Genomic DNA, 25,263 nt, shown 5'->3' on the forward strand with positions numbered 1-25,263 from the left:
TCAGAGCCCCGAGCTCTCCAGAGAACTGCTCACTGCAGGGTCCTGGGCCGTGACGGTGTAATTCTTCGTGGGATATGATTTCATCTGGGCCTTGATAATCTTCTTCGAGTCCTTGTCAACATAGAAATTGACGCCGCCCACGTAATTGCCGTAGCAGCCTGCCTCCACTATGTAGGTCCTGTGAGGCATGGGGCCCGTGCGCAGCGATGTCTTGTGAAGCTCATGATCATGGCCGAGGACCATCAGGTCGATGTCGGGAAGGCGCCTGGCCAAGTCCTTGAACTCCTTGATATCGGTATATCCCTTGTGCATGAGGGCCACCACGATGTCGGCGCCCTCTTTCTTCGCCTGCGCAACCTCGCTTTGAAGGGTCTCGTATTCCGGGAACACTATGAGATCATCACCTGTATCGGGGTGATCAGGTGTCGCCATCTTCGTGGTGGTGACGCCGATGAAGGCGACCTTCAGGCCGTCCAGCTCCTTCATCACCCTTGTTTTTGTGCCGGCCAGGTGCTTGCCGGTCTCCGTGTCATGGACATTTGCGCAGAGCACGTCGGTTTTCACCTGGGTAAAGAAATCTTTGACCGCCTCGTCCTTGCCCCACTGGAAGTCGTGGTTGCCCGGCACGATGGCGAAATAACCCGCCTCGTTGATATAATTCTTCACCGAGTCGAAATGGTCGCCTTCCGTAGGCTTGGCGCTGTAAGCAATGTCGCCGGAGTCAACAAGGATGGAGCTGGGATTGTCCTGTCTCAGGTCTTCTATGAGGGCTTTCAATGCGGGGAGCTTCTCTTCCATCCCGTGGATGTCGTTGGTATGGAGGATCGTGATTTTCAGGGCATTTTCAAGATCTCCCGTGTCCTGCCCGGCCTTTTCTTCCTCCTGGAGCTCTTCTTTGCTCCTTGCCGCTTCTTCGGCGCTGGGGGCTGTGTTGTCATTCGCTGCCTTCTTCTCGTAGCTGTCGGTGGGGCCTGTTTCGTCAACAGGCTTCTCAGCCCTTATGGGGGGCTTCTTCTTGCCGGCCGCCATATCGACGGGGATGAACGATGAAGGAAAATCTACGCCACCGAACATGAAAGCATACTCCTCCGCACTTATATTATACCTGAAAGGAGGTGGCGATGACTATTAACAATGTGTTAACAAAAAGTCACTTTTTCAAGGGTCTTCTCTTCGATGATATCAGCGAGAGACAGGAAAAAAGGACCTCCTGCCGGTGCAATGGTCCTTTTCTTTACCCGCGGAATTGTGCCTCTAGGCTTTCTTTTCCCCTCCCAGGTCATCCATGTCAATGGTGAGCGATATGGGGAGATGATCGGAGCCATTTTCGGCGCTCGTGGAATGATATACCCTCGCGGAGCCCTGCACCAGCCCCTGGGACATCTCGGGTGAAAGCATGATGTAATCGAAGCGCTTCCCGGCGGCCGGGTGGGAAATCTCGGGGGAATCCCCGAAAGAATCTATGAGGGGCGCCGTGGTGTTATGGGTCAATGTCTGTATCGCCGGGGAAGTGGGCGTTTCGTTCATGTCTCCCGCCACGATATAGAGCTTGCTGGGCATGCGCTTCATGGAGCCGGCGATAAGATCGATGACTTTCTCGGCCTCTCCCACACGCTTGTCTTCGCATAGCTGCATCTTGTCGGGGTCTTTTGCCTTGCGGCTCTTGAAATAGGGATCGGCCTTGAAATGCACGTCGATGATCCTGAGCGCGTAGGGCCCCACCTGGATCTCCGTCTCGGGGGCGTCACGCAGAAACGTCATCTTCTCATCACTGCCATGAATCGGGAACTCTTCATCGGTATGAGATTGTGTCTCTGTGATGGGGAACTTGCTCATAATGCCAAGGTGGTGCTTGGAGGGATCATTTGTCTTGAAGAAATGGGTATAGGGGTACTTTCCCTTCAGGTCCGACTTTGAAAAATCGACATAATCCGCTTCGTTGGGCGCTTCCTGGTTGATTACTATATCTGCGTCGAGCTCCTCTATGGTTTTTGCCATATTCTCCCGCTTCTTGGCCCCTTCAGCGGCCGGGGCATCCTGGCCCAGCGCCTCCAGGTTATAGGAGACAATACGCAACTGGCTCGGGACATTCGGTGATATTTCTGACATAGCCATTCCCACTTTCTTTCAGATAATATATTACCTGATTATATTGTAGCATAAAAGGTCATTTCGATTGTTATGAAAATGTTAACATCCGGACAGGCCGGCAGTGATGGCCGGGATTCACCCGGAGTCGCCTGGTATGCCCTGGAGGGGAGCTTAAGATCACGGGGGGAAAATTTCCTTGAGCACATGGGGGACGGCATCAAAATGCCTGTCAGTGGTGAGGATCTTCAAGCCGTGCTGCATGGCCTGCGCGGCTATCCAGAGATCGTGGGTGGGGATGGGCTTCCCTGCTGAATAGAGAAATGAGTGAAGGACTGCATAGCGCTCGGAGGTCTCCTCATCAAGGGGAATGATCCTGACCCTGGGTGAGAGTAGGAACTCAGCAAGTCTCTCCCTGTTCTCTTTCATTTTTCTGCCTTTCATGAAGCCCGCAAGGAGCTCCCCTACGACAATGGGACTGACATTGATTTCCTGAGCATGCTGGAGTGCCGTTTTTATGGCTTTACTGCCTCTTAAGAAGGCGGAATAGGCCGGGGTGTCAATCAATACGCGGCTTACTTCCATAGGCTCTCGTCAATTTTTCTCTGGATGCCGAGATGCTTTTCAAAGGATGCTGCCTCCTCTTCATCCCAGATGCCGCAGAGATGGTCAAGATCGTGATGGACCGGCTTTTTCTTCCCTCGACCCTCGCCGGCTGCCTTTTTCAGCAGCGAGATTATGGCCTTGTTGTAGCTCAGGCCCTCCTTCTCGGCCACCTCGAGGATCTTCTTTTCTATATCAGGGGGAAGGCTTCTCAGGGTGAGCTGCTTCATGCACGGGCTCCTTGATTCTCTTTATGACTCACTCTGCCTCAATTATAGCAGCATACCGTCTCCCTGTCAATATGAGGCCTTATTCCCGGGATCAATATTTTCAGGGCAAGCACCACAGTCATTTCACTTCCACTTGCCCCATTGTGACGGTACAAATGCATTTTGTGAGAAGAAGGACCAAAAGGGGAAATGACGGCCTGAAAAGAACATGATCCCGGGAATATATAGACCACAGATTATAACTATCTGCAAAGAGAAATACCAGGCTCAAAATTATTGAGATTCTGCCTTATTAACAAGGAGGTTCCCTATGCATCAATTCAAGCTGAAGATTAAATACGGCTTGCCGTCTGGCATGAAGATAGTTATCTCTCTCATCTTTTTTATGGCACTATGTCTCTTTGGATCACAGGCTGTAAACAAAGAGGCCCGTGGGAAAGAAGGCAAAGGGAGCGATACTATCTGCATAGGTGTACTTCCTAAACTCAGGCAGACAGAAAAGGACCAGACATTAAAGGCCCTCATGGGACAGCTTTCAGAGATAAACTACATGGTTGAGGTTCATACCGTCGATGATTTCTTTGAAAAACTGCATAAAATCGGCTCAGGAGAAAAGAAAATCGGGAATCTGATTCTTCTAGGCCACGGCTCACAGGAGACGCCGTTTATTACTCTATCTGAAGAGCCTGTGCAAGTTCAGCTCAACCCTGATGATATTGACATAGATAATGATATGAGATATCTCAGATCCGCCATTGAATCAAGAATCAGTAACAGATTGAAATACTATACGCTCAAATATAAAAAGGAGCTCAGTGAAGAGGAGAAATCTGATCTGGAATTGGCCGAAAAAAGGCTCGAAAGCTACGATGACAATATAAGGCCTGATTTAATCCGCCGTATAGACAACCTGGATCGATTTGAGAAGGTAAGAACCATTATGGCTCCTGATGCCAGAATCTTGTTACTGGTATGCTCCGCGGCAGCAACTGCAGAGCACAGAAAGTTTGTCAATAATCTCGGGAAGGTCTTGCTGGGGCAAAAAGGCGGCGCGATTGTCGCTTCCAAGCAGGACATAACTGTTCCGCAGGCCGCCGGGGAGGGTGATTCTGTTGCATCCGCCCTGTGGGGGGAAGTGAAATGGATTGCAACTATCCTCAAATCAGGGCAATGGGTGAATCCTGGAGATTTTGCCCCCCTCGGCAGCGGGGTGGATCCCAAGAAGGCATCCTTCTTCAACTATGGAAACTGGACAACCATGAGAATCAGCTCCGATGAAGATACAACACCTTACTATAATCCTCTGCTTGTCGAGGCAGAGCCATCGTCAGCTGAAGTTTTCCAGGGGCAAAAAGCAAAGCTCTCTGTGAAAGTGAAAAAAGCCTTTGACAGCGGAAAATTGACTTACTACTGGAATTTCAGCAATAAAGGAAGCTCAGAAGCCTCATATGTTTTTGATGCGGGCCCTTATGATGAAAAGCTCGTCAACGTGAGGGTGGAGATTCAGGATGAAAAGGGTCGCAAAGGCTATGACAATGTATTCATATTTGTAAAAAAACAGGAATATACTGTTGATATATCACTCTCCAACGCCAAGCCTGCAAAGGACGAGGTTATCAATGCAAAGGCACTCTGCGTGAGAGGCACCCTTCCCAAGGAGAGTCTCTGGCGCTGGGTGGCTTCAGGCGGCGCTCAGATCATGCCTCGGGGCGACGGGACTAAGAACAATGAAGCCAAGGTCAAGGTCACGGGACAGGGGAAGGTTACTGCTGTCCTCTACTACCTGGGCGATTTCGGTAAAGAGCACGTGCTTGCCTGCGTGGAAAAAGGAATCATGGCAGGCAAGGAAAGCACTCCGGAGCCGAGTCCATCGCCTTCTCCCACTCCTTCCCCCACAGGCATTCCTTCCCAGGAGCCCGGGAGCAGCGCCCAGCAAAGATACCAGGAGCACTTCGCCCCCGAGGCGAAAAAGCTCCACAACTGGCTTATCGATGCATTGAAATACCTTGATGCCCTGAAAGAGCTTGATACCAGGGTGTTTTCAGGGTTTCCCTCGCGGTGCAGGCCCGATGCCGATGAGGATCGTCACAGCGCGCGCGGGAAAGGCGGGGGAAAGGTTATGACAAAGGAAGAGCTTCTTGCCCTTTATAAGAAGAAGTGCATCGCCTGGGCATCAACCCGCCATAAAGACGAACAGAAGAAGATGAACGCCGCGAAAGCGGCCATCAATGGATCGGGGCTCCTGGATTTTTCCTCCTCCTGTGAAGCTTCCGGGGATTATAAGGGATACGTGAACAAGGTGGAAGCGCTGAAGAAAAAGCTCCCTTACCCGGTCCCCGATCCCGTTCCCCCGTCTGTCTCCCTTACGGATAACTATTATCACAGCTGCGGTTTCTTCGAGGACAAGCCAGGTGCGGCCCCCGTGGCCATCACTCCGTCGGAGAAGCCTTCTCCCACTGAAGAGAGCGAGCCCCTCTCCGTTGAGCTTGAGGCGTCAAAGGCAAAGCTTGCCCCCGGTGAGGAATCGAAGGTCACGGCAAGAGTCAAGGGGGGAAAGGGGCCTTACTCATACGCCTGGAATGACGGCTCCCCGGGGAGCACATCAAGCCATCTTTTCTCTTCTGCCAAGCCGGGTGAATATACAGTGAAAGCTTCGGTGACTGACAGCAAGGGCAAAAAGGCTTCGAAAGAGCTCTCTCTCATAGTGGGGGATCTCACCGTGACCATTGAGATGACGGGCGGCGCCCGCACGATCACTCTTGGCGAGACGGCACAATTCAAGGCGGCCCTCACTTCGGGAGGGAAACCCGTCACCGGGAGCTTTGTGTTCCGATGGCAGTCTGATACCAAGGATTCCTTCGATCCCGGTGAAGGCGCCGCATCCCAGAGCAAGGTGCGCTTCACCCGCCCCGGGAAGGTGAAGGCATGGGTGGAGGTGTTGGCAAAAAAGGGGAGCGCCCTCACTCCTGCGGGCGAATCAGAGCAGCTTGAAGCGGAAGTGGCCGCCCCGGCTCTTTCTCTTGAATTCTCTCCCTCTTCACCCCAGGTGGGAAAAGAGGTTAAAGCGAAACTCAAGACAGTGCCTCTCTTCAATGAGTGCGAAGCCCGGTGGGAGCTCTCAAGAAATGCGAAGCTCCTCTCGGAATCCAAGGATACCAAGGAAATTGTATTCCTGCTCCTGGACAGCACACCGGCCTCATTGACGGCGCGGGTGCGGACCCCTCATTACGGCGATGACCTTGGCGACGCGAGCGGGACCATTCAGGCCTCTTCCTACAAGGTTTCTGTCACGGTGCTGGGGCCTTCGGGCCCTCCTCCCAAGGTCTGGAAGGAGGGAAAAGGTCTTGTCGATGCACCCGGCGAGATCGCCGTGTTCCAGGATGTGAGGCTCCGCGCCGACATCGAGCCCCTGCCTGAGGGATCTCTCCGCTACCAGTGGAGCCTCAACAGCGGCTCGAGCTTCTCGGGCAACTCCTCTGCAAAAGAGACGGCGGCCCAGAGAAGCGAGGTGGGAACATGCCAGGCCACGGTGTCAGTGAAAAACGCTGATGGCATGGTGCTCGGAAGCGGCTCGGGGAGCTTCAGCGTCACCATCTCGCAGGAGGCCCTGAAGAAGGGAAAGGCTGCCGAGGAAGCGGCCGGGCGCTCGAAAAACCTGGCCGGCCTGATGAAGGAAGCAGCAGGGAAACAGGAAACAAAAGACTACAAGGGAGCGATTGCCGACTATACGAAAGCACTCGATATAAACTCATCTCTCGCTGAGGCGTGGCACATGAGAGGGGTATGCAAAGGTGAGACCGGCGACAGCAGGGGAGCAGTGGAAGATTACAGCAGGGCCATTGCGCTCACACCGGGCAATGCCGTCATCTGGTATGACAGAGGTCTCGATAAGAGAAAGATGAACGATCTCGCCGGCGCCATCTCGGACTACAGCGAGGTAATCCGCCTCAGGCCTGATTATACAAGCGCTTACTATAACAGGGCCATTGCCCTGAGAATGCTTGGCAGGCACCAGGAGGCCATAAAAGATTTCACCAGAGCTGTCGAGCTTGACCCCCGGAAATACACCTCATGGTGCGGAAGAGGTCTTTCAAAGGAAGAGACGGGAGACCTTGAGGGTGCCCTCGCTGACATCAGGAAGGCCCTCGAGATAAAGCCAGACGATGCCACGTCCCTGGCAGCCCTCGCGAGGCTTCAGAAGAAGGCCGAGCCCCTCAGCGTGACCCTCTCTCCGAGTGAAGTGAAGGTAAAGACAGGCGAGAAAATCACACTTGATGCTCAGGCAAGCGGAGGAAAGCCACCTTACCGGTATGAGTGGTATGCAGGCCCCGCCAGGGATGAGAAAGCCTCAGGCCCCAGGGTCACCTGGACTTTTGACAAGCCTCAACAGTTCATTATATCGGTGAAAGTGAAAGACAGCGCCGGAAATGAAGAGAGTACCGCCGGCACTGTGGCCGTGGAAGGGGCTGCAAAAACCTCGCGGAGTGAGGCAATTAAGTATTATTTACAGGGCGTTACTAAAAATAAGGAGGGGAAGTTCAGCGAAGCCATTGAAAATTTCAACAGGGCAATCGAGCTGGAGCCCGATTTTGCCTCAGCTTACGCAGACAGAGCATACAGCAAGAATTCAATCAAAGATTTCAGAGATGCTGCAGAAGACTCGTGCAAAGCCATCACTTTCAGGAATAACACTGCACTGCCAGATGAATTGAAAGTTTTGAAATATTATCTTGTCTATAATATATTAGGATATTCCTACGATGAACTTGGTGATTACAGGAAAGCTATTGACATCTATACAGAGGGGATACGGCTGAAGCCGGACTATCAATCGTTATATCGTAACCGTGGTGTCGTATACTGCCATCTCGGTGAGCACAAGAAAGCAATAGAAGACTTCAACGAAGCAATAAGGCTGAAGCCTGAGGCCCGTTACTATGCGGCAAGAGGGCGATGCTGGATGCACCTTGGCGACAAGGAGAAAGCCCTTGCAGATTCGCAGAAAGCTCTCGAGATTGATCCAGCCGATAATATCGCAAAAGGAGTAATACGTGATATCGGCTCTCAAAATGTAAAGCCCCTCACGGTAACCCTCTCTCCCCAGGAAGTGAATGCAAAGACCGGTGAGAAAATCACTCTTGAAGCAAGGGCGAACGGAGGAACGCCTCCCTACACCTATGAATGGTTTGATAACCGCTCAAGGGAGGACATTGTCTCCACTCCCTCCATAAGCTGGACTCCAAGCAGGCCGAGGCAGTTCACTGAATCGGTCGTGGTGACGGACAGCACCGGGTCACGGGCCAGGGCAGAGTGCGCGGTGAGCGTGCACCATGAAGCGGCACCGGCCCAGGAGCCTGCCGCGCCTGCCAGTCCGGCAAGCCCTCTCACGGTAACCCTCGATCCCCCGGAACTGAGCGGCCCTCAAGGCCTGAAAGTGAGCCTTGTTGCCCATCCCAGCGGGGGCGTGCCTCCCTATACCTATGAGTGGTATGAAAACGGGCAGATGGAAACGGAACTCTATCGATCTTCCATACAATGGAACCTTGGGAGTCCGGGAAAGTACACCGAATCAGTGATCGTGAGGGACAGCGCCGGGACCACGGCCCAGGCAAACTGCACCGTCACGGTGCAGCAGAAGGCAGCGCCTGCTGCAAGCGCGCAGCCTCTCACGGTAACCCTCGATCCTCCTGCGCTGAGCGGACCAACGGGCCTGAAAGTGAGCCTCGTGGCGAAACCGAGGGGAGGGGTGCCTCCCTATACCTATGAATGGTATTGGAACGGCCAAAAGGAGACGGAGCTCTCTCAATCCTCCATACAATGGACCCTTGGGAATCCGAGACAGTATACCGAATCGGTAATCGTGAGGGACAGCGCCGGGACCACGGCCCAGGCAAACTGCACCGTATCCGTTGAAGAAAGGCCAGAGCCCACAGTGAAACCCAAAATAGAAGAATTCGGGGTAAAGCTTGTTCTCAGCGCCGAAGATTCGGCATGTTTATCAAAGGACACCATATATGCAGGCGAAACCATCGAAATAGAAGCCAAGATAATAAAAGGAGGAAGGCCGCCTTTCCGCTATGAATGGTTCTTTGAAGGAAAAAAGGATGAAAAGCTCAACAACATGGACGCTATCGAAATCAATCTTAAAAAACTGGGCCCTCGCGAAGTGACAGTCCGTGTTACAGATTCAAAGGATTTCAGCATAGATGTACCAATGAAATTTACCGTGGTGAAAAGAGAAGACACCTCGCCGGGGCCCGCGCCCACAAGTGAGCAGATACGTTATGTGAGCAACTTTGCAGGTACCTGGGATACGAACTGGGGAAGGATGGTGCTTAAGGTGGAAGGGGTGTCGGTCTATGGGAATTATACCCATGACAAGGGAAGAATAAAAGCCACTCTCTCAAATGATGGCAGAACCCTCACAGGCTACTGGAGCGAGGCACCTTCCTACAGGCCCAGCAAAGATGCTGGGAGAGTGACATTGACTATCTCCAGTGATGGCAATAGCCTTTATGGCACGTGGGGCTATGACAAGAGCCTGGACGGCGGGGACTGGACCGGCAAGAGAATCTCAAGATAATATGCAAGAGGAGAAACGACAGACCGGGAAAAAGCTCTTACCCTGCATGAAGAGTGCATGAAAACAGACGACCTCATCAAGCACAGCAATGCTTTCAGGGTCGTGATGAGGGGGGGCGTGAGGTGCAGGGGAGGTGATCGTGATTCTCCAGCACACCGCAGTTCTTCGAGGAATCTGCACCCCGGGATCCGCCATTTCGGAGTCGGCCCCCGATTAAATCGTCAGGGTTTCCCTCAGCGTCGCGGGCGCCGGGGCCACGGGCGAGTCCTCGTAGAATTTCTGCGGGGAGGGGGGGAGGGCTCTCCCGTAATTGGAAAGGACTATCTTTCCGCTTTGATAGAGGTCGATGAGGGAATAGCCGAAGTACACTCCTCCTGCCGGATTCCAGCCTTCCTGGATAGGCGCTCCGGCGTTTCCCACTATTACCTGCCACACGCCTGCGCCGTTGTTGAGCTTTCTTGCATCCCATGCATGGCAGTGGCTTACGAGAAGGAGCTTCACCTTGCTGTTGCTGCTCATCACCGCGGAAAGCCTGTCGGCCAGAGGATATTCGGCCGTGTTGATTATGCCGGGACTGTCGGTGCTGTATGAAGGCGTCTCAACAGGCCTGTGCCCCACTATGATTATTTCTGAGACTGACGGATCAAGCTGGGCCTTTCTCACATCCTCTTCTATCCAGTTGATCGCAATCCAGCCGGACAGCACCAGCCCCGTGGTCGCGTCAGTCTTCGTGGTGAGCACGTCGGTATCGATGACAGTGAAGTGGGTAACTCCCCTGGTGAAGGAATAGGTGAGCTTTGACTCATCGCGGGCCAGGCTGTCGGGGTTTGAGCCCGCCGGCGTGGGACCGTTCCCTGCGGCGAAATCATAGCCGTTCCTCACAAACCACAGAAGCCACTGATCAATGGCCCCCGGGTTGGGCGCCTGCGCGTTGAGCGCGAGGTCCTCGAAGTCCACCTCGTGGTTTCCCGGGATCGGCAGAAGCTGGCTCCTGCCTGCATCGGGGAGACCGCTGTAGAGCTGCTGCCACGCATCAAGCTGGGTTTTGAGCGCTTCCCCGTCATCCTTGATCATGTTCAGCACCATATCGCCGTTCAGGAAGGTGATCTCAGGCACGGGATCGCTGCCGGCACAGTCAATAATGGTCTGGCGGAGCTGCGGAATGTTGGTGCAGCTCGCGTTTCCTGACTGGAGCGTGCCTATCTGGAGATCACCAAAGGCTGCGAATCTCATTTTCAATGCATCACCGGAGGATGAGAGCACGACACTTTCTCCGCTGCCGCCGTTACCGCCGCAGCCGGTGAAAAAAGCCAGCACCGTCAATACAATCAATACCCTTGGGAGTACGGACCATTGTTTCATTGAGAGCCTCTTTTCTGCAAGTCCAGGAATCTGAGGGGAGGCCGTGGGCCTCGAATTGTTCGCTGCAGTTACTTCTTCATCGGGAAGACGCTTTTCCTGCCCTCTCACTGAGGCACAGCGGTAAAAATGCTGATATCATAATGATCCGGGCCTGGAGAAAGACAGAGATGCCATAGCCCATAGTTTCTCATATATTCTTGAGGCCGGTGACGTGCAAATCGGTGTCCGCGCCTGCGGCCGTTCTCATCGAGAAGCCATGGAACCGCCAGAACTCCTCACGAGCCCCTTTTCATAGACCAGGAAAGGAGTGCCTTCCGAGAGTGAGCCGAAAGTAAAGGTGAGCTCGTAAGGCGCCCTGCCCTTCACGGTGAGGGTCCGCAGATTGTGGAGGAGGTGGAGGTGGCAGGCTTCGCAGAGCACAATGAGGTTCCAGGGGGCATCGGTGCCGCCCTGGGAGCGCCTGATGATATGATGCACGTGGAGGCCCCGCCGGCACCGGCAGCCGGGGGTCTGGCAGCGGAAGCGGTCACGCCTGAGAATTTTATGGTGATGGGCCGCCTTTTTCAAGGTTCCCTCGGTGGTGAGATAGTCGGCTAGAAGGGCGGCAAGGAATTTCTCTTCCGGGTCCCTCAACAAATCACCGGAGGTGTCGGCGCCCTCTGCCTTGGCAAGCCTGGCGAGAAAGAGGTGAGCCGCCAGATCCCAGATCCCCTGGAGCTCCCGGGGAAGGAAGAACTTGATCATCATGGCGCCCTTCACTGCCAGGGAGGGGCCCCCTGCCTTGGCCGGGCTGCCTTCCGAGAGAATGTCCCTGAGAAAGACTTCTTCTGGGCTCTCTCCCCGGGGGATGGTGCAGATCTGCCGGGCTTTTTCCAGCGACTGATGACAGGAGCACAGGAGATTTTTGCATCCTTGCCCATGAGGTGCCTGCTTCTCCCCATTGCATGCCCCCGCATAGAGATGATCGCTCCCCGACCGATTTCCGAGGCCCGCACACAGCCTGGAGTTTTTTTCAATTTTCTTGGATGCCTCGGCGGCGCGCAGCTCATCGACATCGCTGAAATACTTCCAGGGCACATCAAAGCGCCTGTCGCGGGAAGCGACGAGTTCCTCGTCGTCTGACTCAAGAGGCCACGAAGGATTGAGGGAAGGGCCTGTGTACCAGGACCCAGTCCTTATGATGTCCTGCACCTCCTCCGGCAGGTCGTGAAACCTCTCGTCAGTGACGTAGCGGAAGCCGGGAAGGAGCGCATAATTGTGAGGGACAAGGCAGTCATATTCCAGGATCCGGGCGACACGCCCCGCCTCTTCCCTGAGATCAATCGTGGGCACGCTTGCGGCATAGGCAATCCATTGCGATTCATTCCTGGAGTCCACGAGGGGGAGGATGAGGCGTGCCTGCTCCCTGGTGATGACACCTTTCCTGAAGGCGTCTTCAGTGAGGGAGTGGCGCCGGAATCCCTGGGCGAGCCTGATGAGCTGGCGGGTCTGAGCCATCGAAAATCCGCAGCACTCCCCTGCGTAATCCTCGATGAACTCATAGCCGAGAAGGCGGTGGAGCTGCCGCTCATCCATCGCCCGGAGGAGCATTCCCGAGGCCACGTCGAGCCTCTGGCGGATCGAGGCGGCCCTCCGGAGGCGATTCGAAATCGCCCTTGCGGAGCTCCCGGCGTCTCTTCCCGGCCGGGCTTCTTCCAGCCACGACGGGAAATGGATGCTCCAGGGCTGCTCCCAGGGAGAGCCGAAGGCCTGGCCTTCGCCGTCCTGCCCGTCGGACTCATCGGGATCGCTCACACGCCGGTTTCTCATCCTCCTTTTCAGGAGGGGCACCCGTGAGAATATGGGGCGATTCCCCTCGCTATCGAGGGCCGGGAGCTCCGGGGCGGCTTTCCCCGAGGCCAGGAAATTGGCGAGGAGCGCCTCGACAAATCCTGAGACAGGCCCGTCATAGTGCTCTTTGTCCCGGAAGAGGGAGAGGGCGAAGTCCCAGGTGAGGGCAAGGGAGGGCGGCACGCTGAAATACATCATCGTGCCCTCAGCCTCGTCACCGTGCGCATCATCGCACGCCCCGCCCGCTGCGCGCAGACTTCCTTCAGAACCGGGAGCCCCATCGGCCTTCCCTTCAGCGAGGGCCCTTTTCACTTCCTGCTCAAGGCCGCACAGGGAGCGCTCCTTTGCAATGGCGAGCCACCAGGACTCATTCTCAGGCGTTGCGACCCTCGAGAGATGCCTGAGAGCGCTCTTTGCGATTTTTCCATGCAGATATGCCTCACGGGTGAGGGGCAGCGCCTTGAGCAGCTCGAAGTTGTGCATCAGCTCCGACGCGGTGCGCCCCGAGAAAGAGAGATGCTCCGTGGCGAAGGTCCCCATGGAGCGGTATCCTAACTGATCAACCCCTTTCGTTTTAAGAGTGACGAGAAGGCCGCCGAGTGCAAGATCAAGTGCCAGGCGGCCGCGGACTGCCTCGCAGAGCAGAAAATCAATGCGCGCTGCCCGCTCGTCCCTGTCGATTGAGCCGAAGGAGATATCCTCGGTGAGCTTTTCCGCTTCGGGGATGAGGCCCTCCCTGGTGAGCTTGACGAGGTGCTCCGGCCTGCAGGGCCCCCCCGCGGGAAGCTCATAAGGCTCCGGCAGGAGCAGCATGTCCTCGTAATCCTGAGAAGACAAAGAATCGTTGAGGTGAAGAAGCTCTTCTTCATCGGGAAGGAACAGGGCAGCAACGGAACGGGTCTCATGTGTATCCATGATTATATCATAGCATATCAGCCGGAAAACATCAAACAGGCTGCCCCTCTCAAACCTTATCACAGAGAGGATAAAAGGCTATCGCCAGATGGCCGAAGGATGGCCCGAAAGGGGCGAATAGGTCAAAAATGACCCTGAACGCCATAAAGCGTGAACCAGCGAAGGACCAGGCCGGTTTCCCCGCGTTTCAGGTCCAGTCTGCCGTCGGGCGTAAGGTTTTTTGCGCGGGAAGAATTTTATTGCTCCTGACCGAACCTGTCGATTTACAGGTTTCTGACCTTCTTGATGACCACGTTCTCGCCCTCGATGACTATGATGAAACAGTCTCCGTCGTCAAAGGCCGACTTGGTGATCTCCTCGCCCTTCTTGTAGATGGTGACCTTCCCTCCCCCTTGACTGGTGGTAAAGGACTGCTTCTCGCTTGTATTGAGGAAGTAGCTTTTCCTCGCTCTCGAGTCCTTTATCTCCACCTCGAAGCGGATATCGGTATTGTTCTTTATGGTCACCTTCGCGAGCACCGGCACGGCGAGCCCGATAAGAAACATGCATACCAGGGCCATAATGGCGTATTTCTTCATAAGAGCACCTCCCTATAAATCTCCGGCATCATCTTGCAGGACACTGCCGCTTCCTGCCTTGATACCCCTGTCATCTCGATTCTATTCCCCGGCCGCTCATCCCTCCTGGCAGCCATGATCACTCAGCTTATGATGATATACTGGTTCTGGAGCTGATCCAGGATCTTCTGCCTTATCTTGAAGAGGTTCACGATCTTTTCCGCTGCCTCCTTGGGTGAAAGGTTCGTCGTGTCAACCTTGAGGGGGATCTTATCATAGATATCCTTCCGCTCTTCCATGAGGCGGGCGACGCGCTCCTCGAGCGCCTCTCCCTTGAGGAGAGGACGCTTGTCGGTCCTGTTCAGGCGCGAAATGAGGTTGCCCCTGTCGGTGATAAGGCATATCATGATGCCATGGGAGGCGAAGGTGGCCTTGATATCCTCATCGAGGATGGTGCCGCCGCCGGTGGCAATGACCCTGTTGTGGGTCTCGGCAAGCTCAAAGGCGAGCTTCTTCTCCTCGGCCCTGAAAAACAGCTCGCCCTTCGCCTCGAAGACCTCTCCAATCGTCATTCCCAGGCGTTTTTCAAGCATCAGGTCCATGTCAATGAACTTGCGGCCCGTGAGCCTTGCAAGCTCCTTGCCTATTGTGCTCTTCCCCGTGCCCATGAATCCCACGAGATATATGTTTTTCTGCATTCCATCTCCCGCTTTTGAGAGCCTGAAGGCCGTTTCCCGAAAGGCGGCCGGCTCAGGAGCCGCCCGCGCGGCCCATGTATTCGCCGTATGCTGCGGTGACCTCTTCAAGGGTGTCGCCGCTGAATTTCTCCAGGAAGCTCTCCATCAGGACCAGGGCTGTCATCGCTTCGGCGACGACACCGGCAGCGGGCACCGCGCAGACGTCTGATCGCACGTACTGCGTGCGGCTCTCCCTCTTTGTGGTAATATCGACAGAGAGGGCACCCCTGCCAAGGGTTGGTATGGGCTTCATCACGGCCCTTATGACAAGGGGCTCCCCGTTTGTCACCCCGCCTTCGAGGCCTCCGGCATGATTGCTGCTTCTCCTGTAGCGGCCTTCCCACGTGACAGGATCATATGCTTCACTTCCCCTGGTCGCCGCAAGACCGAATCCGTCTCCCAACTCCACTCCCTTGATGCCCGGAATGCTCATCACGGCTGCAGCCAGCCTCCCGTCAAGCTTCCTGTCGTAGTGCACAAAGCTTCCCAGGCCCGCAGGCATGCCCTCGGCGAGCACGGTGACAATGCCGCCAAGGGTATCACCCTCTTCCCTGCAGGCCTCTATGAGGGCCGTCATCTCCCTTTCGGCACCGCTCGAGGGGCACCTCAGGGGAGAAGCCTCTACGGCTTCGCGGAAAGCTTCAATCTTTCCAGTCCCTCCGGATGCGGCCACAGCTCCAATCGCGCTCGTATAGCCAAGCACAGCGATGCCAAAAAGCCCGAGGAACTGTTTCGCCACCGAGCCCATAGCGACGAATATGGCGGTATTTCTCGCACTGGCGCGCTCAGCGGGCATCTTTGTATCATTGAAGCCGTATTTGAGGCATCCTGTCAGATCGGCGTGGCCTGGCCTCGGCACGTGGTGAGGATCGCCGCCGCTTTCCGGGAGATTCCTGTTGTCCCTGTTGGTGATGAGGAGGCTCAGGGGGCCGCCGTAAGTTTTTCCCCCTATGATCCCGCCCAGGATCGAAACAGTATCGCGCTCAAGCTTCATCCTCTCGCTTCTGCCGACACCTGCCTGCCTCCGGGCGAGATCTTCATTTATGCGGCCTGTATCAACGGGGATACCGGCGGGGAGGCCCTCCAGTATGCCTGTCAGCCCAAAGCCATGAGATTCACCGGCGGTGAGGAGTCTCATCTTTCTCTCCTGCGATAAAATGGCGCTCTTATCTCAATATTCTGCCATTGGTGAAGGGTTCCCGGGCACCATCAGGCGGCTTCCCGGAAATCACTCGATCAAGTGATTCGCCCTTTTTTATAAATCTCCTGGAGGCGCGCCCTTATCTGAGTGAGGGGGAAGGGAGTGCCTGTCCAGAGCTCAAAGGCCAGGGCGCCCTGGTGGAGGAGCATAGAGAGGCCGCTGAAGGCCCTGAGGCCCTTACTGGCGGCATCCCTCATCAAGGCAGTTTCCAGCGGATTATAAACAATGTCAAAGACCAGGGGCTTCTTTTCCATCCCTGCAGGTACCGCAATGGGAGATAGCTCTTCTCCGGGTGCCATACCGACAGGGGTGCAGTTTATCACGACATCGGCCCTGGAGAAACTTTCAGCCAGGGCGGCACAGTCAGCAAATGAGAGAACCTCCCTGCCGAGAGAGGGGAAAAGGCCCTCAAAGTGGCGGTGAAGTCCTTCACCCTTAGCCGGAGAACGTGCTGCAAGGGTGATCGCCCCGGCGCCGGACTGCCCGAGGGCATAATAGACGGCCCGGGCGCTGCCTCCCGTGCCAAGTATGAGGGCATGGGAGCCCTTGAGGGAAGTCCCTGCCTCCTCATCCCAGGCTTTCAGGAACCCCAGCCAGTCAGTATTCTCACCGCGGGCCTCTCCTTTTTCAAACACTATGGTATTGACGGCTCCCAGGATTTTCCCATGGGGGGAGAGATCATCAAGCCAGGCGATGACTGATTCCTTGTGAGGCACCGTGACATTCGCACCCCTCACCCCGAGGGCTTTCAGGCCCTTTATGGCATCATGAAGGTTTTCAGGGCTTACGGAAAAGGCCAGGTAGCGCATGGGGACGCCGGTGATCTCAAAGGCAAGGTTATGGATGAAGGGCGAGAGGGAGTGTCTCACGGGGCAGCCGATAAGGGCCGCAAGCCCCGTAGAGGCGTCAATGTGAGCCATGGGGCACTCCTTCCTCGATATGGCCTGTATGAAAGAGGTCAAAGAACTGAGGGAACGAGATGCTCACGGATCCGGCATCTTCAATCACTGTCTCGCTGCTGGCAAAGAGGGCCGCCACGGCAAGGCTCATGGCAATCCGGTGATCGCCATGAGAGATGACGCGGGCGCCTCGGAGAGCCCTCGTCCCCTTTACTTCGAAGCCGTCTTCGCGCTCCTCGATGGCGGCGCCCATCTTTCTCAGCTCCATCACGATTGCTTTAATTCTGTCAGACTCCTTGACTCTCAGCTCATGGGCATCCTTCACCACGGTGACACCGTCGGCCTGCGTGGCCAGGGCGGCGAGAAGGGGGAGCTCATCAATTGAGCGGGGGATCAGGGGTCCGCCAACCGTCACTCCCCTGAGACGGCCGCTCCTGATAGTGATGGTTGCGCAGGGCTCACCGGCCACGGCCTCGGAGATCTCCTCAAGAGTGATGGCTGCTCCCATCTCCCGCAGTATGTCGAGGAAACCGGTCCTTGTCTCATTGATGCCTACCCTCGTGAGCGAGAGACGCGCCTCTTCCAGAGGAGCGCAGGCCGCCAGGAAAAAGGCGGCAGAAGAGAAGTCGCCGGGGACGGTGATAGCAAGAGGACAGAGAGCCTGCCTTCCATCCATGGAGAGGGAAGTGCCTTCAATGCAGAGCTTCACCCCCATGGCCTGGAGCATATGCTCTGAATGGTCCCTTGTTTTCATTGGCTCTATGATGCTCATGGTGCCGCCGGCCGTGAGCCCCGCAAGGAGCAAGGCCGTCTTCACCTGGGCGCTGGCCACTGGCAGCCGGTATTCTATGCCCCTCAGGCTCGACCCGAGAAAAGCCATGGGGGCATACTCGTTGTTCCCTCGTGCCCATATCTTTGCCCCCATGAGCTCAAGGGGCGCGATGACCCTTTTCATGGGACGCCTGTTGAGAGAGCTGTCTCCAGATATGCAGGAAAAAAAGGGGAGTCCCGCCAGAAGCCCTGAGAGAAGCCTCATGGTGGTGCCGGAGTTTCCGGCGTCGAGGACCACAGAAGGCTCGCTGAAGCCTTCAAGTCCCTTTCCCCTGATAAGCATATGCCCCGGTCCCCGCTCATCAAAGACTATGCCCATCGCCTCGAGGCAGCGCTTCGTAGAGAGGCAGTCGTCACCCAGCAGCAGGTTTTTCACCTCCGATAATCCCGTCCCGAGGGCGCTGAATATCAGGGCCCTGTGAGAGATGGACTTGTCGCCGGGGACCCCGAGGGTGGCATCCCACCTTTTTCTGGGCAGCACTCTCACTTCCATTCCGTACCGTCCTTTGACGAGATAATGAGGGGGACAATGATGGGCCTTCTTTTGGTTTTCTGGTAAAAGAAGCGCTTCAGCACCGATTTCACCGCCGCGGGAAGCTCCTCGGAAGGCATTTTTCCGAGGTTCTCCTCGAGGGCCGCCTCTGCAAGGCCCCGCGCTTCGTCGAGAAGCTCCTGGGACTCCTTTTCATAGACCAGCCCCCTGGTCTCGATGCACGGGCCCTCCACTATAAAGGCCCCGTCAGGGTCCACGGTGGCCGACATGAAGCAGACCCCGTTCTGGGCCATTATCATCCTGTCCTTCAGCACCGAAGGTCCCACGTCGCCGACACCAAAGCCGTCCACGAGGATATCGGCCATGGGGAGGATTGTCAGGACCCTCAGTCCCTCTCTGGTCAGCTCCAGTATGGTCCCGTCCTCAATCATGAATATATGATCCTCCCTGATGCCCATCTCTTCAGCCAGGCGGGCATGGAATATCAGGTGCCGGATCTCGCCATGAATAGGGATAAAATACTCAGGCTTCACCAGGGTGATCAGGAGCTTGAGCTCCTCCCTGCTTCCATGGCCGCTCGCATGGACATGAAAGGCCTCCTGGTCGCTTTCTGCAGTCCTGTAGGGATTTTCATAGATAACCTCGGCGCCGAGCCTGAAAAGGGCATTGATGTTGTTGTGGACCAGCGTCTCGTTGCCGGGAACCGGCGTGGCGGAGATAATAACGGTGTCGCCCTTCTTGATTTTCACCCACTTGTGGCAGTCCGTGGCCATCAGGGTGAGTGCCGAAAGGGGCTCTCCCTGGGACCCTGTGGCAAGGATAAGAAGCTTCTCATCAGCGATTCTTTTCGTGTCCTCGATCCTCACGACAGTGCCTTCTGGGTAGGTGAGGTAGCCGAACTCCTGGGCGATGGCCAGGTTCATCTCCAGGCCCTTGCCATGGATGCAGACCTTACGGCCATGGCGGCTGGCCAGGTTCATAATCTGCTGTATCCTCGGTATCGACGAGGCGAATGTGGAGACAATTATCCTCCCCCTGCACGACTGAAAGACCCTGTCGAGGGTCTCGACGACAACCCTCTCGGGGACTGAGAAGCCCGGCTTTTCTGCATAGGTGCTGTCGGACATCAGCACCGTCACCTTCTCCTCGCCAAGTCCCGCCAGGGTGAGAAAATCAGCGACGCTCCCGTTCTGGAGGGCCGTGTCAAACTTGAAGTCGCCGCTGTGGACCACTCTTCCCGCAGGCGTATCGATAATGAGCCCCACTCCCTCGCAGATGCTGTGGATCACGCTGAAGAAGCGGACAGAGAAGCTTTCAAAGGTGAGCACGTCTCCGGGCGAGACAGTAACAAGCTTCGTGGTCGTGGCAAGGTCACCGTACTCCCTGAGCTTGCTTCTCACCAGCTCGATGGTGAGCCTGGTGCCGTAGAGGGGCGCGCTGAGCTGGGGGATGAGGTAGGGAAGTGCGCCGATATGGTCTTCATGGCCATGGGTGAGGATGATCCCGCTTATCTTCTCCTTCTTGTGAATAAGATAACGGATGTCAGGGATCACATAGTCCACGCCGGGCATATCTTCGTTGGGGAACATGAGGCCCGCGTCAATGACGAGAATCTCCTTCTCCGTTTCCATGACACAGAGATTCTTGCCAATCTCTCCAAGCCCCCCCAGCGGCACGATCCAGAGTGCGCCGTGCGGCGGGCTTTCGTGTACGACAGGCTCCTCGAGGAGCTTTTCATTGTTGGTGAACTGGGGGAAGAAGTAGCTCATTATCCTCCAGGTGCTTTCTTAATGTAATGAAATCCCCGGCGAGGGTCTCCTTCAGCTTCTGCTGGTAAAGAGCCGCTGCCGGGTGATACATGGCGAAAAAGCGGTAATTCCCCTTGGTGAAGAGCTTCCCATGGACGGCGGAGATGGAAAGATTGCTGTCAACAAGAGTCCTCAGCGCGTGCTTCCCCAGCGTGCAGAGGAGAAGAGGCTTCATGAGAAGCACCTGCTTCCTGAGGTAGGGGAGGCACCTGGCAATCTCCTCGTCAAGGGGATCCCTGTTTCCCGGGGGGCGGCACTTCACCACGTTGGTGATGAAGACATCGCCGCGGGTAAGGCCTATTGAGGAAAGAAGCTCCCCCAGAAGCCTTCCTGCAGCACCCACAAAGGGTTTGCCTTCAGAATCCTCCTGGGCTCCCGGACCTTCACCGACAAACATGACCCGCGCCGAGAGGTTTCCCTCGCCGGGAACTGCATAGGTGCGCGTTTCTGAGAGTGGGCACTTCCGGCACTGCCTCACGGCATCGTGAAGCTCCAGCAGCTGAGCCCTGTGGCACTCTGCGCCTTGTTGGTCCAGGGTATGGCTGTTCTCTTTTCCTGTCACAGCACTCTGGCTTCCTTGAGGATTCTGGCAAGGTTTTCTCTCTGTTCCTTTGTAGCCGGAAGCAGGGGCGGGCGGAGCCCCCCCGCGTCAAACCCGGTGAGGGCAAGGGCCTCTTTCAGCAGTATGGGGTTCGTCGTGACAAAAAGCCCTTTGAAGAGAGGGAAAAGCTCCCAGTGGATCTTTTTGGCCTCTTCCACGTCGCCCTTGAAGAAGCTCCCGATCATCTTCTTGATGCGCTTCCCCGCAAGGTGGGAGGCGACGCTCACCACGCCTGAAGCGCCGCATGAGAGCATGGGGAGCGTCAGGGAGTCGTCACCGCTGTATATCCTGAACTCCCCCTTTTTCGCCACAGCCTTCCCGGGGCCCGCCGCGGCTTTTGTCCTGAGGGCGAGCTCGGAGAGCTGATCAAGGTTTCCTGCAGCGTCCTTCACCGCCATCACATGGGGGAATTTCTTATGGAGTCTCACGATGACCTCGTTTGAGATATTGACGCCCGTGCGACCGGGGATATTATAGATGATGACAGGGACCTTCACTGATTCGGCAACCCTTGCATAATGCTCGTAGAGGCCTTCCTGCGGCGGCTTGTTGTAGTAGGGAGCCACGACAAGAATAGCATCAATGCCGCACTTTTCAGCATCCCTGGAGAGCTCGACGGTGGTCTTCGTGCAGTAAGAGCCGGTGCCGGCAATCACCGGCGCTTTGCCTCCCACAGCCTCCTTTACGGCGGAGAAAAGCCTGAGCTTCTCCTCCTTTGTAAGGGTGGGGGATTCACCGGTGGTCCCGGCGACGACAAGGCTGTCGCTTCCCTCGCTTATAAGCTTTTTCGCAAGCTTTGCCGCCTTTTTATAGTCAACGTCGAGCTTCCTGTCAAACGGCGTCACCATGGCAGTAATCACTTCTCCCAGGTATCGCATGGGTTCACACTCCTTTTCTCTATGCTGGCGGGTTTCTATGCATGTTCACTTCTTCACGCCTTTATTCCTTCCTCCCTTTTCGCCACCATCCCGAAAGCGCTGTGGAGCGCTTCAAGCGCAAAGGGAAGAGAAGCCTCGTCAATGAGACATGAGAGGGTGATGTATGAGTCAACGCTTCTCCAGATTCTTATGTGCGCGGCGTGGAGAGCTCTCTGGATGGCGGCCATCACTCCCGGCGTCCCTTTCATGCCCATTCCCACGCAGGATATTTTGGCCATCCCGGTCTTTTTGCTGAAGCAGATGCCGAAAGCCCGGAGGCATTCTTCCACGGCAGCCGAGTCCGTTCGTGCTGTCACAAAGTAAAATTTTTCATAGCAGAAGTTGATGAGATCGAGGCTTATCCTCTTCCCGGCAAGCTCCTCAAGAAGCCTGCGCCTCAGGGTGCCGCTGGCCTCAAGGGGAGGAAGCATGAGGATGAACTCGTCTATCTCAGTGCGGTGGATGAGACCCGAGATGAGGCTCTTCTCCATAGCGGCCCCTTTCCTCGAGGAAATGAAGCTCCCCGTGTCCTTGGAGAACGTTCCTTTCACCCAGAGGGGCACGTGGTACTGCCACGAGATGTCAACGCTCCTGCTGTGGAGCACCTTGGCCCCCTCGTTTGCCATCTCTCCCATCTCCTGGTAAGTGAGCTCCCTTATAATCTGCGAGCCGCCGTATATGCGAGGGTCGGCGCTCATCACGCCGCTCACGTCGGTGTAGATCTCGACACGCTCTGCGCCAAGGGCGGCCCCCAGGGCCGTTGCGGTCGTATCGCTCCCGCCTCTTCCCAGGGTGGTGATCTCCTTGTCCCTGGAAATGCCCTGGAATCCTGCCACAAGCACAATGCAGTTTCTTTCAAGAAATCCCAGGATCCTGGAAGGATCTACCGAAAGTATTTTCGCATCCCCATGGGTGCCGTCGGTGACAATGCCGGCCTGGAACCCCGTGAGCACGACGGCTTCTTCTCCCATGGCCTGGATGATCGACTTCATCGTGATGCAGGAAAATATCTCCCCTGTGGCCATGATAAGATCCTTTTCCCTTGGATCAGGCTCACCATGCTCCTCTATCCTCCTTATGAGGGTGTCAGTGGCGTAAGGATCAGGGTAGCGTCCTATCGCCGAGAGGACTGCCACTATTTTGGAGCCATAGCGCTTTGCGTGGACAATCTTCTCCGCGACAGCCTCGCGCATCTCCTCCGTGGCCAGCGATGAGCCGCCATATTTCTGAATGATTATGGACATGCTCTCAACAGGTCCCTTTCTATGAGCGCTTCTGCGATCTGCACGGCGTTGAGGGCCGCGCCCTTGCGGAGGTTATCGGCGGCAATCCACATGTCTATGCCCTTTTCAATGGAGGGATCGTTTCTCACTCTTCCCACGAGCACGTCATCGCCACCTGCACAGTCCAGGGGCATCGGGTAGAGGTGCTGCCCGGGGCTGTCGATGACTTTTACCCCCGGAGCCTTCTCGAGGAGCCGCCTTGCCTCATCGGCGGTGATCTTCCTTTTGGTCTCGATATTGACGGCCTCGCAATGTCCCTGTTTCACCGGGACCCTCACCGTGGTGGCAGTCACTCTTATTGTGTCGTCACCGAAGATCTTTTTTGTCTCCAGTATCATCTTCCATTCTTCCTTTGAATAGCCGTCGGCCTCAAAGTCCCCAATCTGGGGGATCACGTTGAAGGCGATCTGGTGGGGATAGACCTGAGGCTGTACGGGCCTCTTCTCAATGACGGCTTTCACCTGCTCCTCGAGCTCCTCGACAGCGGCCTTGCCTGTGCCCGCCACAGCCTGATAGGTGGTGACCACTATCCTTGTGATGCCTGCGGCATCGTAAATAGGCTTGAGGGCCACCACCATCTGGATTGTCGAGCAGTTGGGATTGGCGATGATCCCCCTGTGGTGCGCCATCGCGCCGGCATTCACCTCGGGCACCACGAGAGGGACTTCCGGGTCCATCCTGAATGACGCGCTGTTGTCAATTACCACGGCCCCGTCCTTCACGGCCGCTGGTGCATAGACAGTGCTTGCAATCTCGCCTCCCGAGAATAAGGCGAATTCTATACCTTTGAATGAGGCGCCTTCTATGTTTTCCACTGCCACAGCTTCTCCCCTGAAGAGCACCGTGCTCCCCGCCGAGCGCGCGGTGGCGAAAGCCCGAAGCTTCCCTACAGGAAAGCGCCTCTCTTCAAGCACCTTTATCATCTCCTGGCCCACGAGCCCCGTGGCACCTATCACTGCAACTTCATAATCCTTCATAAAATCTCTCCTCTCAGCCACCCATGGCTTCCCTTATCTCCTGCTCCGAGAGGCCGAAATGGTGTCCCAGCTCATGGATGACCGTTCTCCTTATTTCCTCGATGATCTCTTTCTCGCTGCGGTATACCTGCTCGATTGGATTCTTGTATATGGTAATCTTGTCGGGCAGGGCCAGGCTGTATCCCTGGTCCCGCCTCGTAAGGGGCACGCCCTCGTAAAGGCCGAAGATGAACCCTCCGCCCATTTTCCTTACCAGGGAGGGGGAAGGCTTATCATCCCACGTGATCTCCACATTGTCAAGGGCACGGGAAAACTCCTCGGGGAGCTGCCGGAGGGCCTGGGCTATGTAATGCTCAAATCGGCGCTGTTCCATCGGCTTTACCCGGAGAGCTCAAGCAGGTGCTCCAGGCCTACTGTGAGCCCGCTGAGAGTTCTGATCCTGCGGATGGCGAGCATCACGCCAGGCATGAAACTGCTCCGCGCCATGGAATCATGGCGTATCGTAAGGACCTCTCCCTCGCCGCCGAAGATCACCTCCTGGTGCGCCAGAAGGCCGGGAAGCCTTACGGAGTGAATGGCGATTCCCCTGTGCTCGCCGCCGCGCACCCCCTGGAGCTTCTCATCGCTTGCCCTGCATGGGAAAAACTCATGGCCGCTGTCGGCCATCATCTGTGCGGTCCTGAGTGCGGTGCCTGACGGCGCGTCCACCTTCCTGTCGTGGTGGAGCTCCAGAATCTCCGCATGGTGGAAGTATCTTGACGCCATCAACGCGAATTGCATCATCAGCACTGCTCCCATGGAAAAGTTTGGCGCCACCAGGACAGGAATGCCGCTGGATTCGGCATTCCTTTTCATCTCCTCCATATCGCTCTCCTTGATCCCTGTAGTCCCCACCACTGAGGGAACGCCGTGTGATATGGCGACAAGCACGTTGGAAGGCGCTTCGCTCCCATTGGTGAAGTCCACCAGACATTCAGGCTTCTCCTTCTGGAGCATGGACCTGAGATCGTGTGAAACGATGATGCCGCATTCCTCACCCGAGACGACCTTGCCGATATCGGTGCCAGGAAGATGGCCCTTCTCAATGGCTCCTACAAGCTCCATGTCCTGCTGCTTCAATATCCAGCGCACCGTCTCCTGGCCCATCCTGCCGCCTGCGCCGGTGACTGCCACCTTTATCGCCATGCTCTCCTCCCGTTTCTTTCTTTTATCTCAGGCCTCCTTGCTTCTGGGTATAATTCTACAGGCCGGGGAAAAAGCCTCTTGACAGGCTGCTCCCAGTTCTCTCCGCACAGGGTTTTGCCCCGGGGCGGAGAAATGAGAAGATATGGATCATCACGATCCACTT

Annotated in this window: 19 protein-coding genes; 1 reads left to right on the forward strand and 18 read right to left on the reverse strand. The window is 56.0% G+C overall.

Annotation, left to right across the window (positions count from 1 at the left end; genetic code table 11):
* From RDV48_06405 to RDV48_06420, 4 genes are all read right to left on the reverse strand, one after another.
* Positions 1–1,074 (reverse strand): metallophosphoesterase, encoded by a 1,074-nt coding sequence (locus tag RDV48_06405; protein ID MDQ7822410.1) that lies wholly within the window; start codon positions 1,072–1,074, stop codon positions 1–3.
* Positions 1,075–1,254: 180 nt separating this feature from the next.
* Entirely contained in the window at positions 1,255–2,115 is an 861-nt protein-coding gene (locus RDV48_06410; GenBank protein ID MDQ7822411.1) for an endonuclease/exonuclease/phosphatase family protein, read from the reverse strand.
* 153 nt (positions 2,116–2,268) lie between these two features.
* A complete protein-coding gene (locus RDV48_06415) occupies positions 2,269–2,673 on the reverse strand; it encodes a type II toxin-antitoxin system VapC family toxin (protein ID MDQ7822412.1) in 405 nt (134 codons plus the stop codon).
* Positions 2,664–2,921, reverse strand: a complete 258-nt coding sequence (locus tag RDV48_06420) for a hypothetical protein (GenBank protein MDQ7822413.1) — start codon at positions 2,919–2,921, stop codon at positions 2,664–2,666. Before RDV48_06420 ends, RDV48_06415 begins: the two co-directional genes overlap by 10 nt.
* 523 nt (positions 2,922–3,444) lie before the next feature.
* On the opposite strand from RDV48_06420, the gene RDV48_06425 reads away from it, so the two are divergent.
* Entirely contained in the window at positions 3,445–9,504 is a 6,060-nt protein-coding gene (locus RDV48_06425; GenBank protein ID MDQ7822414.1) for a tetratricopeptide repeat protein, read from the forward strand.
* Between the two features lie 213 nt (positions 9,505–9,717).
* Here the strand turns inward: RDV48_06425 and RDV48_06430 are convergent, their stop codons facing one another.
* From RDV48_06430 to dapB, 14 genes are all read right to left on the reverse strand, one after another.
* Entirely contained in the window at positions 9,718–10,866 is a 1,149-nt protein-coding gene (locus RDV48_06430) for a metallophosphoesterase (GenBank protein MDQ7822415.1), read from the reverse strand.
* Positions 10,867–11,109: 243 nt separating this feature from the next.
* Positions 11,110–13,611, reverse strand: a complete 2,502-nt coding sequence (locus tag RDV48_06435) for an HNH endonuclease signature motif containing protein (protein MDQ7822416.1) — start codon at positions 13,609–13,611, stop codon at positions 11,110–11,112.
* A gap of 263 nt (positions 13,612–13,874) precedes the next feature.
* Positions 13,875–14,189: a hypothetical protein gene (locus RDV48_06440; protein ID MDQ7822417.1), complete on the reverse strand. Its 315-nt coding sequence runs from the start codon at positions 14,187–14,189 to the stop codon at positions 13,875–13,877.
* 122 nt (positions 14,190–14,311) lie between these two features.
* The gene (locus RDV48_06445; GenBank protein ID MDQ7822418.1) at positions 14,312–14,866 is read right to left on the reverse strand and encodes a shikimate kinase; all 555 of its coding nucleotides are present in this window, start codon (positions 14,864–14,866) and stop codon (positions 14,312–14,314) included.
* 52 nt (positions 14,867–14,918) lie between these two features.
* Positions 14,919–16,043 carry a chorismate synthase gene (aroC, locus tag RDV48_06450; GenBank protein MDQ7822419.1) on the reverse strand — a complete coding sequence of 375 codons (1,125 nt, stop codon included), beginning with the start codon at positions 16,041–16,043 and terminating at the stop codon, positions 14,919–14,921.
* Between the two features lie 98 nt (positions 16,044–16,141).
* The gene (gene aroE, locus RDV48_06455) at positions 16,142–17,026 is read right to left on the reverse strand and encodes a shikimate dehydrogenase (protein ID MDQ7822420.1); all 885 of its coding nucleotides are present in this window, start codon (positions 17,024–17,026) and stop codon (positions 16,142–16,144) included.
* Positions 17,013–18,329: a 3-phosphoshikimate 1-carboxyvinyltransferase gene (aroA, locus tag RDV48_06460; GenBank protein ID MDQ7822421.1), complete on the reverse strand. Its 1,317-nt coding sequence runs from the start codon at positions 18,327–18,329 to the stop codon at positions 17,013–17,015. The genes aroE and aroA overlap by 14 nt, the downstream gene beginning before the upstream one ends.
* A complete protein-coding gene (locus RDV48_06465) occupies positions 18,320–20,098 on the reverse strand; it encodes a ribonuclease J (GenBank protein MDQ7822422.1) in 1,779 nt (592 codons plus the stop codon). The genes aroA and RDV48_06465 overlap by 10 nt, the downstream gene beginning before the upstream one ends.
* A complete protein-coding gene (locus RDV48_06470) occupies positions 20,064–20,699 on the reverse strand; it encodes a uracil-DNA glycosylase (GenBank protein ID MDQ7822423.1) in 636 nt (211 codons plus the stop codon). The genes RDV48_06465 and RDV48_06470 overlap by 35 nt, the downstream gene beginning before the upstream one ends.
* On the reverse strand, positions 20,696–21,616 hold the full coding sequence (dapA, locus tag RDV48_06475; GenBank protein ID MDQ7822424.1) for a 4-hydroxy-tetrahydrodipicolinate synthase: 921 nt from the start codon (positions 21,614–21,616) through the stop codon (positions 20,696–20,698). Before dapA ends, RDV48_06470 begins: the two co-directional genes overlap by 4 nt.
* Before the next feature lie 53 nt (positions 21,617–21,669).
* Positions 21,670–22,899 (reverse strand): aspartate kinase, encoded by a 1,230-nt coding sequence (locus RDV48_06480; GenBank protein MDQ7822425.1) that lies wholly within the window; start codon positions 22,897–22,899, stop codon positions 21,670–21,672.
* On the reverse strand, positions 22,890–23,915 hold the full coding sequence (locus tag RDV48_06485) for an aspartate-semialdehyde dehydrogenase (protein ID MDQ7822426.1): 1,026 nt from the start codon (positions 23,913–23,915) through the stop codon (positions 22,890–22,892). Before RDV48_06485 ends, RDV48_06480 begins: the two co-directional genes overlap by 10 nt.
* Positions 23,916–23,928: 13 nt before the next feature.
* On the reverse strand, positions 23,929–24,288 hold the full coding sequence (locus tag RDV48_06490) for a metallopeptidase family protein (GenBank protein ID MDQ7822427.1): 360 nt from the start codon (positions 24,286–24,288) through the stop codon (positions 23,929–23,931).
* A 5-nt stretch (positions 24,289–24,293) separates the two neighbouring features.
* On the reverse strand, positions 24,294–25,094 hold the full coding sequence (gene dapB / locus RDV48_06495) for a 4-hydroxy-tetrahydrodipicolinate reductase (protein ID MDQ7822428.1): 801 nt from the start codon (positions 25,092–25,094) through the stop codon (positions 24,294–24,296).
* Positions 25,095–25,263: the final 169 nt, after the last annotated feature.

This window comes from Candidatus Eremiobacterota bacterium (assembly GCA_031082125.1).
GTDB lineage: Bacteria > Vulcanimicrobiota > CADAWZ01 > CADAWZ01 > Ess09-12 > Ess09-12.

Coding starts and splice junctions, on each gene's coding strand:
- RDV48_06405 (MDQ7822410.1), bottom strand. CDS start 1,074: ATGTTCGGTGGCGTAGATTTTCCTTCATCGTTCATCCCCGTCGATATG.
- RDV48_06410 (MDQ7822411.1), bottom strand. CDS start 2,115: ATGGCTATGTCAGAAATATCACCGAATGTCCCGAGCCAGTTGCGTATT.
- RDV48_06415 (MDQ7822412.1), bottom strand. CDS start 2,673: ATGGAAGTAAGCCGCGTATTGATTGACACCCCGGCCTATTCCGCCTTC.
- RDV48_06420 (MDQ7822413.1), bottom strand. CDS start 2,921: ATGAAGCAGCTCACCCTGAGAAGCCTTCCCCCTGATATAGAAAAGAAG.
- RDV48_06425 (MDQ7822414.1), top strand. CDS start 3,445: ATGGGACAGCTTTCAGAGATAAACTACATGGTTGAGGTTCATACCGTC.
- RDV48_06430 (MDQ7822415.1), bottom strand. CDS start 10,866: ATGAAACAATGGTCCGTACTCCCAAGGGTATTGATTGTATTGACGGTG.
- RDV48_06435 (MDQ7822416.1), bottom strand. CDS start 13,611: ATGGATACACATGAGACCCGTTCCGTTGCTGCCCTGTTCCTTCCCGAT.
- RDV48_06440 (MDQ7822417.1), bottom strand. CDS start 14,189: ATGAAGAAATACGCCATTATGGCCCTGGTATGCATGTTTCTTATCGGG.
- RDV48_06445 (MDQ7822418.1), bottom strand. CDS start 14,866: ATGCAGAAAAACATATATCTCGTGGGATTCATGGGCACGGGGAAGAGC.
- aroC (MDQ7822419.1), bottom strand. CDS start 16,043: ATGAGACTCCTCACCGCCGGTGAATCTCATGGCTTTGGGCTGACAGGC.
- aroE (MDQ7822420.1), bottom strand. CDS start 17,026: ATGGCTCACATTGACGCCTCTACGGGGCTTGCGGCCCTTATCGGCTGC.
- aroA (MDQ7822421.1), bottom strand. CDS start 18,329: ATGGAAGTGAGAGTGCTGCCCAGAAAAAGGTGGGATGCCACCCTCGGG.
- RDV48_06465 (MDQ7822422.1), bottom strand. CDS start 20,098: ATGAGCTACTTCTTCCCCCAGTTCACCAACAATGAAAAGCTCCTCGAG.
- dapA (MDQ7822424.1), bottom strand. CDS start 21,616: ATGCGATACCTGGGAGAAGTGATTACTGCCATGGTGACGCCGTTTGAC.
- RDV48_06480 (MDQ7822425.1), bottom strand. CDS start 22,899: ATGTCCATAATCATTCAGAAATATGGCGGCTCATCGCTGGCCACGGAG.
- RDV48_06485 (MDQ7822426.1), bottom strand. CDS start 23,915: ATGAAGGATTATGAAGTTGCAGTGATAGGTGCCACGGGGCTCGTGGGC.
- RDV48_06490 (MDQ7822427.1), bottom strand. CDS start 24,288: ATGGAACAGCGCCGATTTGAGCATTACATAGCCCAGGCCCTCCGGCAG.